General features: G+C 44.5%; 8 protein-coding genes. 3 read left to right on the plus strand and 5 right to left on the minus strand.

The annotated features are described in order from the left end of the window. The first annotated feature begins 34 nt into the window (after nucleotides 1-34). Nucleotides 35-2,548, plus strand: coding sequence for a sensor domain-containing protein (locus tag F0U83_RS08985; RefSeq protein ID WP_138987454.1), 2,514 nt, complete (start codon nucleotides 35-37; stop codon nucleotides 2,546-2,548). Between the two features lie 17 nt (nucleotides 2,549-2,565). Here F0U83_RS08985 and F0U83_RS08990 read toward each other — a convergent pair whose 3' ends face one another. The 3 genes from F0U83_RS08990 to F0U83_RS09000 form a co-directional block, all read right to left on the minus strand. After that, nucleotides 2,566-3,615, minus strand: a complete 1,050-nt coding sequence (locus F0U83_RS08990) for an NAD(P)H-dependent flavin oxidoreductase (RefSeq protein WP_138987455.1) — start codon at nucleotides 3,613-3,615, stop codon at nucleotides 2,566-2,568. 289 nt (nucleotides 3,616-3,904) lie between these two features. Then, a protein-coding gene (locus F0U83_RS08995) for an IS3 family transposase (RefSeq protein ID WP_138989101.1) occupies nucleotides 3,905-4,980 on the minus strand; the annotation gives its coding sequence in 2 pieces (ribosomal slippage) (nucleotides 3,905-4,731 and nucleotides 4,731-4,980; 1,077 coding nt in all). A gap of 34 nt (nucleotides 4,981-5,014) precedes the next feature. Beyond that, nucleotides 5,015-5,476 (minus strand): isochorismatase family protein, encoded by a 462-nt coding sequence (locus tag F0U83_RS09000; RefSeq protein ID WP_138988222.1) that lies wholly within the window; start codon nucleotides 5,474-5,476, stop codon nucleotides 5,015-5,017. Nucleotides 5,477-5,677: 201 nt separating this feature from the next. Between F0U83_RS09000 and F0U83_RS09005 the strand changes: the two genes are divergently transcribed. Next, on the plus strand, nucleotides 5,678-7,183 hold the full coding sequence (locus F0U83_RS09005) for an alanine/glycine:cation symporter family protein (RefSeq protein WP_138988223.1): 1,506 nt from the start codon (nucleotides 5,678-5,680) through the stop codon (nucleotides 7,181-7,183). 72 nt (nucleotides 7,184-7,255) lie between these two features. Here the strand turns inward: F0U83_RS09005 and F0U83_RS09010 are convergent, their stop codons facing one another. Continuing rightward, nucleotides 7,256-8,278: an AraC family transcriptional regulator gene (locus F0U83_RS09010; protein ID WP_170221868.1), complete on the minus strand. Its 1,023-nt coding sequence runs from the start codon at nucleotides 8,276-8,278 to the stop codon at nucleotides 7,256-7,258. A 181-nt stretch (nucleotides 8,279-8,459) separates the two neighbouring features. Between F0U83_RS09010 and F0U83_RS09015 the strand changes: the two genes are divergently transcribed. Continuing rightward, nucleotides 8,460-11,957 (plus strand): indolepyruvate ferredoxin oxidoreductase family protein, encoded by a 3,498-nt coding sequence (locus F0U83_RS09015; RefSeq protein ID WP_138988225.1) that lies wholly within the window; start codon nucleotides 8,460-8,462, stop codon nucleotides 11,955-11,957. A 67-nt stretch (nucleotides 11,958-12,024) separates the two neighbouring features. On the opposite strand, the gene F0U83_RS09020 is transcribed toward F0U83_RS09015, so the two are convergent. Then, nucleotides 12,025-13,962: a methyl-accepting chemotaxis protein gene (locus tag F0U83_RS09020; RefSeq protein WP_138988226.1), complete on the minus strand. Its 1,938-nt coding sequence runs from the start codon at nucleotides 13,960-13,962 to the stop codon at nucleotides 12,025-12,027. Nucleotides 13,963-13,993: the final 31 nt, after the last annotated feature.

Genomic DNA, 13,993 nt, shown 5'->3' on the forward strand with positions numbered 1-13,993 from the left:
AACCTCCTAAAAAGAATAATCAAGGTATACATCAATGAGCCAAATGGATGAAGTATTGACTCATCTTCAGAAAGAGAATGCTGAGCTAAAACAACAGTTTCAATTCTACCGCGAGAGATACGAACTTAGTTTAGCTGCTTCTAATGATGGCTTATGGGATTGGGACCCAAACACAAACCACCTATTTATATCTGAACGCTGGAAGAGGACCCTAGGGCTTGAGTCTGAAATCCTAGATCCTCACTTATCCATTTGGGAAAGCCGAGTGCACCCTGAGGACTTACCCGCCGTTAAAGAAGCACTGCATAACCACTTAGATGGCAAGACCGAACAGTATAGCGCTATCTATCGTATTAGAAGGCAAGATGGTTCTTACATCACCATACAAGACCGAGGTAAGGCCATATTCGATAACGACGCCAACCCGGTGAGAATGGCTGGCTGTATGACCGATATTAGCGAGCAGATTCAACAACAACTCGCGATTGAAAAGAACGAGCAACACCTTAGAACTATTCTCAATTGCATGAGCGAAGGCATCCTCGTACTCGACAAAGAAGGGCAGTTTCTTTATTCAAACCCCAGCTTCTCTAAAGTTGTCGGTTTAAGCGTAGAGCAAGTAGAAGGGAAAACACCTTTAGATCCTCATTGGCGGGTCATTCACGCCGATGGCTCCCCTTATCCTGGCAGTGAGCATCCATCTTGGATAACGTTAAAGACCGGAAAACCGATTCATAACGATATCCAGGGCGTTTACACGCCTGATGGAAAGCTTAACTGGATACTCGCCAACTCTGAGCCAATGTTAGCGCCATCAACAGAAAAAGAGATTCACGGTGTTGTTGTCACCTTCACTGACATTACTGATCAGATAGAAAAAGAGAAAGAACTTAGTCTTTCTGCCAAAGTTTTTGAAAACTTGCGGGAATCCATTCTGATTTGCGATGCTCAGATGAAAATTGTACGCGCGAATCCCGCCTTTATAGAATCCACAGGATTACATGAGTCTGTTATTCTTAGCGAGGCCATGCTTTTTCAATATGAGATGCAAGGTGGCGAGCGCTGTAAGATCTGTAATAGCGTCAAAGAAAATGGCCATTGGAGTGGTGAATGCGTTCGTATACGCAATCACCGCCAGCGCATAGACCATGTGTCGATCACTCTGACAAACGACACCTATGGGGATACGGCTTTTTACATAGTCCTCTCAAGCGATATTACACAACAAAAAGAGTCTGAACGAAAAATACAAGAACTCGCCTACTTTGACTCCCTCACCGGTTTGCCTAACCGTTTGAATATGCTGCAAACTCTCACAGAAAAGCTGGTACACATCGATAAAAAAAACCAAATAGTTATCATCTTGATTGATATAGATCGTTTTAAAACGATTAATGACTCACTAGGTCATCTTATTGGCGATGAGCTGTTAATCATGGCTGCCAAGCGTATTAAAACAGTCATTCGAACAAGCGACTTTGTATGTCGAATGGGTGGAGATGAGTTTATTGCAATCATCGATCATGTAAATGATCAGCAAACCTTTGAAACAACTAATCGAATTCTTCAGTCATTACGTATCCCTTACCACATCCACGGCAAGCGGATCATGATTACAGCTAGTTTAGGCATTAGCCGATCCCCCAACGATGGCCTGACGGTCGAAGAGCTGCTCAAACAAGCTGATAGCGCTATGTATCATGCAAAAGAAAACGGCAGAAACCGCGCCCAGTTCTTCGATAACGAAATTAGCAAAAATAACCTTTTCTACCTAAAAATAGAAAACGGATTACACGAAGCGGTCACTGGTGGGCAGATTTATATTCAATACCAGCCGCAATTCAATTATCAAACCCGAACCGTCATTGGCATTGAAGCACTTATGCGCTGGAAACATCCCGAGGAAGGGATATTAAAACCTTCTGTTTTTATCCCGATAGCAGAAGAAACCGGCCTTATCACATCACTGGGCTACTTTTTATTAGATATCGTATGTAAACAAATTGCAGAATGGCAGAAGCATATAACCAACCTACCAACGATCGCCATAAACTTATCACCCAAACAGTTTCTAGAGCCTTCATTGGTAAAGCATGTACAGCAGCTCATTGAACATTATGAGATAAAACCAAACGCCTTAGAGTTCGAAATCACCGAAAGCGCGTTTATGCAGGAAACCGAAACAACACTCGCCAATATAAATGGGTTGGCAAACCTTGGCTGTCGCATCAGTATTGATGATTTTGGTACGGGCTACTCAAATCTTAGCTATCTAAAACGTTTTCCCATTCATATGATCAAGATCGACAAATCTTTTATAGACGATATCCGACACGATAATGATGATAAGGCCATCGTTGATGCAGTGATTCGCCTTGCAGAAGCACTCAATATCACCTGCCTCGCCGAAGGCGTAGAAACAAAAGAGCAATTAGAGATACTAAAAGGGATGGGCTGCGAGAACATACAGGGGTTCCTTTTCAGCAAACCCCTGCATCCTCGTCTTATAACAGAGCTCATCAAGCAACATCAGAGCGCAGATAATTAAAGCTCTACCTAGACGTTTCAACAAACACCTTTAGCCAACTCCTTGGTCAACATGCCTGCCGAAACCACTTTACACCCCGACGTATTCTGCCCACTCCATAGTGGAGAGAAATCAGAAGAACCTTGCTTTTCGGCGGCCGAACGCAGTTGCGTGATCTCGATCGCAGCATAAGGAAAGGTCGGAGCCGCATCACACATATATCCCAACTCCTGCATAACGCGGTTAACAATCCCTCTTGCAGGCCTACCCGAAAAAACATTAGTCAGTGCCGTATGCTGAGCCTGACAGCTATTTAACGCAGTACGGTGCAGCGCACTGGTCGTTGCTTCATCACATAGCAGGTAAGCGGTTCCAATCTGCGCAGCGCAAGCACCTAACGCCATCGCAGCACGAACGCCCTCACTATCAGCAATACCACCTGCTGCAATCACGGGCAGATCAACCACTTTTACAATCTGTCGAACGAGCGCAAGCGTTCCCATCTGAGTTGAAATATCATCAGTCAAAAACATACCTCTGTGGCCACCCGCTTCTACACCTTGCGCGATAATGCCATCAACGCCCTTCGAAGCCAGCCATTGCGCTTCGGCCAATGTTGTTGCTGATGAGAGAACCTTTGTGCCCCAGCTTTTTACACGAGAGAGCAACTCATCATCCGGAAGGCCAAAATGAAAGCTAATAATCTCTGGGGTGAAGATTTCAATCGCATCCGCTATTTCATGATTGAAAGGTACACGGCTGGCACCACCTGGCGAGCTTACAGATGAAATCCCCAGCTCTTCGAAATAAGGCTGAAGTTTCGCCTGCCACTGACTATGTTGCTGCTCACTGTACGCAGGCATTTCATGACAGAAGAAGTTCAGATTAAAGGGACGGCTGGTACCCTTCCTGATAGCCCGAATCTCACTAACGATTCCATCGATACTCAACATACCGCACGGCAGAGATCCCAAGCCCCCCGCTTCACAGACGGCGACAACCAGCTTACTATCCTGAACACCTGCCATAGGCGCCTGAATAATAGGCAGGTCGGTCTTTAAAAGTGTTTTAAATGCTACATTCGCCATTATTTCAATCCCTAATGTGCCGATCGTGTATGCTATTTTAGAGAGGAAAATAGATCGCTACTATTAAGCTTAGGTAGTTTTCTGCATGCATCGAGTATCTGTCCAGAGGAGCAAACTCTACAGTACTCTTTATCTAAATTACTAATAAAGATCCAATGAATATCCTCACCGGAGAACTGTTTTCCATTGAGTGTCTGCATAGGGAAAGCAGCCGTTGTATCATGGGGGAGGTAAACATGAAAACCGAGGCGGTAATCCTCCCATTTTTAACTGCCGTTAAAAGTAGAAGTTAAGCCGCTTTCATCGGCGGCCTGCCGCCATTGGCTTTGTGTGGCCGTTCATGATTGTAAAACCATAGCCACTGCGTTGCATAATCCTGAACCTCTTCCAAGGTTTCGAACAGATGCTTACTTACCCAGCTATATCTCGCTGTGCGGTTAAAACGTTCGATATAAGCGTTCTGTTGCGGCTTCCCTGGTTGAATATACTCAATCCGGATTGAGTGCTTACGAGCCCACTCCGTAAATTCATGACTGATGAACTCAGGGCCGTTATCGCAGCGGATAACACTCGGTTTTCCTCGCCACTCTATCAGCTGGCTCAGAGTCCTGATAACTCTTATCGCAGGCAATGAAAAGCCTGCTTCAATCGCTAAACCCTCACGTCGGAAGTCATCCAGTACGTTGAAGAGACGGTATGTACGCCCATCCGAGAGCTGATCATGCATAAAGTCCATCGACCACACCTGATTCTGACGCAGAGGCTGCTTTAGGGGTTCAGGCTTATGCCGATTTAACCGCCTACGAGGCCTCACTCTGAGATTTAACGCCAGTTCACAGTAAATGCGGTAAACCCGCTTATGATTCCAGACAAATCCCTTCTCGTTGCGAAGATAGTCAAAGCACAGACCAAATCCCCAGTCGGACTCCTGTTCTATCAGCTTGATCAACCAGTCTGCGATCTCCGCATTTTCAGAGTCGAGCCTCGGGTGGTAACGATAACAGTTTTCACTGATACCAAAGGCATCGCATGCCAACCGGATGCTGATACCTCGCGTTACTACTGCCTGTTGCGCCATCTCCTTACGGCGAGACGGCTTTACCACTTTTTTTGCAAAGCCTCTTGGACAATCTCTGCCTTAAGGCGCTCCTCCGCATACATCTTCTTCAAACGGCGGTTTTCTTCCTCAAGCTCCTTCATGCGAGCCATCAAGGAAGCATCCATGCCTCCATACTTGGCGCGCCACTTATAGAATGTAGCTGAGCTCATACCGTGTTCACGGCACAGCTCAGGCACTGGTGTGCCTGCTTCGGCTTGCTTCAAAATCGCCATGATCTGGCTGTCGGTATAACGTGACTTTTTCATGCAGAATCTCCTGCGCTTAGGTTACGAGAATATTCTACTTTTGAGGACCGTTAGTTTTCGGGGGGATTACCAGGCCACTCGCCACCCTCACTGTCGCATCGATAGAGTTATTACAGAGTACTCCACAGACAATAATTTCCGATATCTCTTGCTCAGATAGTATCTGCTCTAGGTCTGTGTTTATAAACGCACAGTTCTCTGATTTCGTTACGACTAGCTCATCCCCAATTGGCGCGACCGATTGTTTGAAAGGAAAACCAGCCGAACACTGATGGTAAGGGGAGTCTAAAAATTTAGATGAATGGCGGATATGAACAACAGGGAGAGACGCATGACGCCAGCGTGCCAATAAACTCGCAATCTTTTCTTCCGCGGATGGGTTATTTCTCTTGTATGGTGAGAAACAATCAATTGCCTGCTGTACATCAACAATGAGTAAGGCAGGTTTGCAACTATTAAACATCATCTCTTCGGTATGAAAATTATCCAGTGTCATACTCCTTATCGTAAAAAGTCATTTTATACTCTAATTTTTCGGCTATTTTTCCTCTAAAAGCAATAGAACGTTTAAATAAATTGCGATTTCTTCCCAAAAAGAACCGATAAATTGAAAAGGTTCTCTTCTCCCCTCTCGATAGAATATTTCCCACAATAATTCTAACAAGCGTGTACACGCCCCTTCACGGAGATGTGATTTATGCAATCAATTGTCGACTCTATTAATGGAGTTATCTGGAGCCCTTTCTTAGTCTATTTATGCCTTGGTGCGGGCTTATTTTATTCTATTCGAACTCGCTTTGTTCAAGTTCGTATGTTCACAGAGATGTGGCGCTTACTTTTTTCTGGCGAAAGCTCTGAAAAAGGTATTTCTTCATTTCAAGCGTTAGCGGTTTCCTTATCTGGACGTGTGGGTACAGGTAATATTGCCGGGGTGGCGGCAGCTATCGGTTTTGGTGGTCCGGGTGCTGTTTTTTGGATGTGGGTCGTGGCTTTTTTAGGTGCAGCTACTGCTTACTCAGAGTCCACACTGGGCCAGATATACAAAGAAGAACACGAGGGTCAATACCGCGGCGGGCCAGCTTACTATTTCGAGAAAGCGATGGGACAAAAGTGGTTTGCTTGGATATTTGCAATCGCAACACTTATTGCATGTGGTTTTTTATTACCCGGTGTTCAATCAAATAGCATTGGCAACGCAGTAGAAATTGCTTTTGGTTCCGGGCAGATGATCAGCACATCAATGGGCGACATCAGCTTTACGAAAATCCTGACAGCAATCGGAATTGTACTCGTACTGAGCTTTATAATATTTGGTGGCGTTAAACGTATTGCTCACTTTACTCAGATTGTCGTGCCTTTTATGGCTCTGGCATACATCGTCATTGCATGTTCTGTTGTAGCCCTGAATTTAGAGCAAGTACCTATGGTGATTAGTTTGATTATTGGTGACGCTTTTACACCTATGGCTGGTATGGGGGCGGCCATTGGTTGGGGAGTGAAGCGAGGCGTTTTCTCTAACGAGGCGGGTTTAGGTACAGGACCACATGCTGCTGCAGCCGCCGAGGTGGATCACCCTGCACAGCAAGGCTTAGTTCAGGCGTTTTCGGTTTATATTGATACCTTATTTGTATGCTCTGCTACTGCATTTATGATTATTATCACAGGGTCATTTAATGTGCACGGCGCAGGCGATGCATTTTTAGTTCAAAACTTAGCTAGCGATGTTGCAGCAAGTAGCCCAGCCTTTACACAGATCGCAGTTGAGAAAGTTATTCCTGGTGTAGGCCAGCCATTTATTGCGCTCGCCCTTTTCTTCTTTGCTTTTACCACATTACTGGCTTACTACTACATAGCCGAAACCAATCTTGCTTACTTAAAGCGAACCATTAATATTCCAGGTTTAGATTTCTTCCTTAAAGTCGCTCTATTGTCTGCAACATTTTACGGCACCATTAAAACTGCAAACCTTGCCTGGGGTTTAGGCGATGTCGGCGTAGGTATTATGGCGTGGTTAAATATCGTTGGTATTTTACTTATCTTTTTCATGTCTAAACCCGCATTAAAAGCACTGAAAGACTATGAAGCCCAACGTAAAGCGGGAGTAAAAAGATACACCTTCGACCCACGTAAACTAGGTATTGAAAATGCCGACTTCTGGGTAAAGCGTTGTGAAGAAGAAACTAACAAAACAAAAGTAGACTAGTTAAAGAGGTAGTTCCTTTTAAGGGCCACTTACATACCGGTAGTGGCCCTTATTGAGAGGCTATAGCAAAAACTAATTTGTCCCTTCACGCCACAATCCTGGGCTATTACCCGTCCACCGTTTAAATGCACGAGAAAAAGCACTAACATCCGAGAAACCTAATAAATACGCAGTTTCTTCAAGGGATAAATCTTCTCTTTTCAAATAACCGTAGGATAGTTCTTCTCTTAAAAGATCCAGTACTTCCTGATATGTCGTATTCTCTTTTTGCAAACGACGATGTAGCGTTCTATCGCTCATATTTAACGCATTTGCTACCGCTGCTCGGGTAGGCTCCCCTTTTGGTAACAGCGTAATCAGGGCAGATCTCACATCGCTTTTGAGAGAGCCCTCTTTACGGCTATGGAGATACTTCATTGCCAATTCATCCAAAACTGCAGCTAAGTCCTCATTGGCAACCGGCACAGGTAACTCCATAATTTTACGATCAAAAACCATGCTTGTTGTTTCTTGATCAAACCGCACAGGACACTGAAAAAAATGCTGATATACACTCCCCTCGTTATTAGGTGCAGCATGCTTAAATGACACACTTAAAGGTGCAAAGTGCTCATCTCCGCTAATCCATCGAAACAAAGTCACAATAGAGGCTAAGCAAAGATCATAGGCTTGATAGGCTGGTGGTTGGCCTTTAGTCTCAACATCAAGAGTGTAGGCTATGGTTTGGTCTTCTTCGGTAAAACTCATTACCGCCGCTTCAGCAAAAAGGTGTCGAAAACGAATAAAGCGCTTTAACGCTAATTTTAACGAGCCGCTACAACTCATTGCGTGGCCAACAACATGCAAGTTAGCAGGCTTCATATGCTTGGCCGCTTTTAAGCCTAGATAATTATCCCCAGCGAACTCGTTGGCTTTAATCCATAACTGCGTCACTTGCTCCTGATCGATACGACAATCCAGTTTTTCTAGTTGCTGCCTGTCAATCTGTAAATCCCTTAACAGTTTCTCACAGTTATACGACTCCTCTTCCAACGTTCTGACGATCGCTAACACCCAACCGGAAAGTGATGTTTTCATATTGACGGAATTGAGCACCTTTTTCCCCTTACATAAGCCTCGTTTTTCATGTTGGCACGAAATGATATCCGCTGTCCTGTTTCGCTCTCGATTTATCAGGCTCACTTCACTTAAGTTGTTACATATCGGAAAGCTAATAAATATAACTCGATTTCCCAAATATTCTACGTTTGCAATACGTAGTATGGAGACTTCCTTAATGACACAGAACAACATAAGTCTTGATGACAAATTCACGATAACAAAGGGACGAATTTTCATCTCCGGTAACCAAGCATTGGTTCGGCTTCCTATCATTCAGAAGCAACTAGATGCACAGAAAGGGCTTAATACAGCAGGGTTTATTAGTGGTTATCGCGGCTCCCCTCTGGGCAATTATGATGCAGCCTTATGGAAGGCTAAAGACCAACTTGCAGCGCATGAGATAATTTTCCAACCAGGCGTCAATGAAGACTTAGCTGCTACAGCCGTCTGGGGGACACAACAAATAGACAGCCTACCCAATCCCACGGTTGATGGTGTGTTTGCAATCTGGTACGGAAAAGGACCTGGAGTGGATCGTAGCGGTGATCCTATCAAACATGGCAATATGAGCGGAACGCACAAGAATGGCGGTGTTCTACTCATTTATGGGGATGATCATCCAGGAAAATCCTCTTCAATTGCACACCAAAGTGAACAAGCACTTATAGCTAACTCGGTCCCCTCCCTCTACCCAGCCAATGTAGAAGAGATCATTGAATTTGGGTTACTCGGATGGGCAATGTCTCGCTTTACCGGCTTATGGGTTGGCTTAAAAACTGTTAATGAGACCGTAGAACAAACAGCAACATGTGATATTGATTTAGACAACATCGAGGCTAATTATCCAGAAGACCCTATGTATCCTGCCGAAGGCGTTCATCACCGCCCTCGACAGTTCACGCCCCTATTAGACGAGTCTCTAGTAACACGATATAAACTTCCTTTGGTACACCAGTTTATTCGCAAGAACAACATCGACAAATGCCCTATTCAAGCGGCAACAAAGAAGCTTGGTATTGTCACTGCGGGAAAAGCCTACCTAGATGTTCTTGAAGCGTTGGCAGAGCTAGGCTTAGATAATCAAGCGGCAGAAGCTATGGGTATTTCGGTATATAAAGCCGGCTGTATCTGGCCTCTTGAACCTACAGGCCTAAAAACATTTGCGCAGGGCCACGAAGAACTTTTGTTCGTAGAAGAAAAAAAATCTCTTCTTGAAGACCAAGCCGCTAAAATTCTTTATGCACAAATAGAGAGGCCGCGAATCATTGGCAAACAAGGCACAGAAGGAGAGACATTATTACCCTCTGATATCCAGCTAGAGCCCGCTCTCATTGCTCGAATTATCGCGAATCGCCTAGAAGCCTTGAACATAGCGAACCATTCAGTTCAGCGGAAACTGGCCGAGTTGCCATGCCTTCAAACAACCTCCGACGGAGCGACTAAACCGCTTATTTCTCGAACCCCTTATTTCTGCTCAGGCTGCCCCCATAACACCTCGACAAAAATACCAGACGGCAGCGTAGCGAGTGCCGGTATTGGCTGCCACGCCATGGCGGTCTATTCGCAACCTGATATATTAATCTTTTCACAAATGGGCGGAGAAGGCGCTACTTGGTATGGCCTTTCCCAATTTACGAAAACACCTCACATATTCCAGAATCTAGGTGATGGAACCTACTATCACTCTGGTTTACTTGCCATTCGAGGAGCAGTAGCAACCGGCGTAAACATCACTTACAAAATCTTATTTAATGATGTGGTTGCAATGACTGGCGGCCAACCTGTAGATGGACCACTTTCTGTGGCAGACATTACCTATCAGGTGCTACATGAAGGCGTGAAAAAGTGCGTTGTTGTTACAGATAACCCCCAAAGCTACAAAAAAAGCAGTCGACTCGCAAAAGGTGTAAGGGTTTACCATAGAGATCAGCTTGATAAGGTACAGAAGGAGTTACGTGAAATATCTGGCTGTACTGTTTTGATCTATGAACAAACATGCGCAACAGAAAAACGCCGTCGCAGAAAACGTGGACTGCTTATTGATCCCCCCAAAAGAGCGTACATCAATGATGCTGTATGTGAAGGTTGTGGTGACTGCTCAGTTCAAGCCAATTGCGTTAGCATTCAACCAAAACAGACACCTCTTGGTCGTAAGCGCCAAATTGATCAGTCAAGCTGCAATAAAGATTTTAGTTGCATCAAAGGGTTTTGCCCTTCATTTGTAACGGTTCATGGGGGGCAACTGAAAAAACCCGCTGAAGCGCAGATAGATGAATACATCTTTGATGCCATTCCCAAAACCTCCTTAATACCTCTTAATAAAAACAATTACAGTATTATGGTATCTGGCATCGGTGGTTCGGGAGTTATCACGGTATCATCCGTTTTAGGTATGGCTGCTCATTTAGAGGGAAAAGCCTGCTCTATTTACGATATGACCGGCTTATCTCAAAAAAACGGAGCTGTTTATAGTCATCTGAGAATTGCGGATAAGACTTCCTCTATTCGGGCTTCGAGAATTGGTGCTGGGCAGGCAGACCTATCCCTTGGCTTTGATATGGTGGCAGCTCTCGAAAAAGATGCTGCACAGGCATTAAGCTTTGGGCGCACTCAGTTCATCGGCAACAGCAGTATTACCCCGACAGCTTCGTTCCAGAAAAATCCAAATCTTGTTACCAACTCACAAGAGTTTATCCAACAAGCAGAGCATATCGTTGGCCCTGAAAACACTTATTTTGTCGATGCAACTCAAATAGGCCTTCAAATCTTAGGAGATACAATTGCCGCAAACATGTTTATGGTTGGTTATGCAGCACAACTAGGGCTGTTACCTGTTGGAACTGATGCTATCGAGAAAGCTATTGAGCTGAATGGTGTGGCTATATCCTTTAATTTAAAAGCACTAAAACTAGGTCGTCTATGGGCTTGGAAGCCAGAAGCTTTAAAAGAATTTTTGAATGTCAGCCAAGAAAGTGAACCAAACACGAGCACACAAACTTTAGAAGCGATTATCAATCACCGCACTCAACTCTTGACCGACTATCAAGACCAAGCATACGCAGAGCGTTACCAAGCACTAATACACACCGTGATTCATGCAGAACACAATATTGTTTCATTTGACCATCAAAACAAACTCAGCAAAGCGGTTGCACACAATTTCGCCAAACTCATGGCATATAAAGACGAATATGAGGTTGCCCGTCTATATTCCGACCCTCTCTTTTTAGAGAAACTAAATGCTCAATTCGAAGGTGACTTTAAAATTAAGTTTCACTTAGCCCCCCCTCTTTTATCCCCGAAACACCCAGTAACAGGGAAACCAACTAAACGAGAGTTTGGTGGTTGGGTTATGCCAGTATTTAAGATGCTAGCTAAAATGAAGAGGTTGCGAGGCTCACCATTTGATCTGTTTGGTTATACCCATGAACGTAAAACAGAGCGCCAGCTTATCGATGAGTATGAACAGCGTATTCTTTCTCTGGTAACAACTCTATCTGAAAACAACTACCGGATCGCTGTTAAAGTGGCAAACCTACCGGACGAAATACGAGGCTTTGGCCATGTAAAAGAAGAAAATTTAAAGCGGGTTAAAGAGGAAGAAGCAAACCTATTAAAGCAATATAAACAAACTAGCGCTTGTGAATTTATTGAACTGCGACACGTAAGTTAAAATCAAGCCACTAAGCCTGATCTGACAATCTACCATTGCAGCAATGTTGTCAGATCAGGTTCTACTACTATACTTTAAACCGGCTTAATGTTGATTTCAGCCCCGTAGCCGTCTCATCCAATGCTTGGACAAGCTCACGGTTGCGACTTACCGACATAGAAGTAATACCTGACTCATGGCTAATATCAGACAGGTTGTGGCTAATCTCATCAGATACCTGAGACTGCTCCTCAGCCATGGCTGCGATATCATTGGTCAAATCGTATAAGTTTTGGATTGACGCCGACATCCCCTGAATCTGATCATCCGAACGCTGTATCTCATTAATCTCTTTTCCTGCGCGATCACTGGCCTGATTAATGACTGTAACAGCATGAGCAACTCCCGTTTGCAGTTCCGAGATCTGTTGTTGAATGCTCTCTGTAGATTGTTGGGTTTTACTTGCTAATGTGCGTACCTCATCCGCTACAACGGCAAAGCCTCGACCCGAGTCACCAGCACGGGCAGCTTCTATGGCCGCATTGAGGGCCAACAAATTTGTTTGTTCGGCTATGCCACTGATAATATCTAAAACACACTCTATTTGTGCACTCAACTCAGATACATTAGATACCGTTTCTGCTGCTCCTTGCACCTGAGCGACCATATCAGAGATCGAGTGAGACACCGATGTCGATATCTTGCTCGCATCATTCGCGGCACTGCGAATGTTATCAACATTCACCAAGTTATCTTGTATCCGTTCGGAAACCTGATGAATCGTACTAACCATCTCCGACATTGCTGCTGATACCTGGCTCATTTTTTCTTCTTGACGATTCGAGGCCCCATCGGCATCTTCTGCGGCAAGATTCAACTCTCTCAGGTGCCCCGACACCTTCTCTGCTGCACCATTGGCTTGCAGTACCAGTTCTCGAGTTTTTATAACAAACTGATTAACCGCCGCGGCCATATCGCCAATTTCATCATTACTTTTTATGTCAATTTGCTGGGTAAGATCACCTTCCCCTTCAGCCAATTCATTAAGTGAATCAGTTAAGCGATTGATTTTACTAACAACCCTGCTAGAAAAAACAACCGTTAGCAAGACGATAATAATGACGCCCAACAGCATTAAAATACTGGATAGGTCTTTAAGTAAGCTGCCGGCTTCTTGAGCAATAGCCGCTTTGAGCGTCTCACTGGTTTTAGTAGAGATTTGATTAGTTTGGCTGATCGCTTGATCAACAGCATTTGATGTGACCTGAGCCTCTACTGCTACCGCTTGATTAACCTCCTTTTTACTCTGGCCAATCAATTGTGTAAATCGGCCACTTAAGGCTTCAGAAGCTTGCAAAGCCTTATCATTTGAAACGCCCAACACAAAACGCCCAATGACTGCACCCCGTGGGTTTATCTCCACGTCGACCACATAAACAGAAGGATCTTTAACGGCGGCATTAAGTAGTTTATTAAAAGAACCTCTCCCTTCTCCCGATTTAATAAGTGCCAACACTTTAGGTTTACGTTTATCCAAAAAACGGGTCAGAGGGTTGCCCTCTTTATCGTAGTAGCGAGCAAAAAGGACCATATCGTTGCGATGCAGATCATTGACTAAGCGTGTTAAACGGGGGGAGTCACCATCCCATATTGCATTGGGTGCCGCCAGAGCCATCAGATTAGCCATTGCGTTAGCCGTATCCTGAAGTGACTCAACCAGCAGTTGTTCTACACGCTTCTGCTCCTCTCCTAATTGAGCTGATAAGGTGCTATTGAGCGCATTTTCGGTACCGCTTGATAAGTTATCAATCGCCAGACTAATAGTTTGTTTGGACTTGCCAAGGCTATCTGTCACTTGCTGGTCGCCATTTAATAATGTGCTCTGCACATCGTCTACCAAGCCATCGACACGATACTGCGTGACCCACAAGGCGATGACGACTTGAAGTACAATCAACACTAAGACGGTAACTAAAATAGGAAGTAACAGACGGCTTTTTAGGTGCCTAAGAAAACTGCTAAGCATTTCTACAACCTTAGATTTATATTTTTTTATA

The sequence above is a fragment of the Neptunomonas concharum genome (assembly GCF_008630635.1).
GTDB classification, from domain to species: Bacteria; Pseudomonadota; Gammaproteobacteria; order Pseudomonadales; family Balneatricaceae; genus Neptunomonas; species Neptunomonas concharum.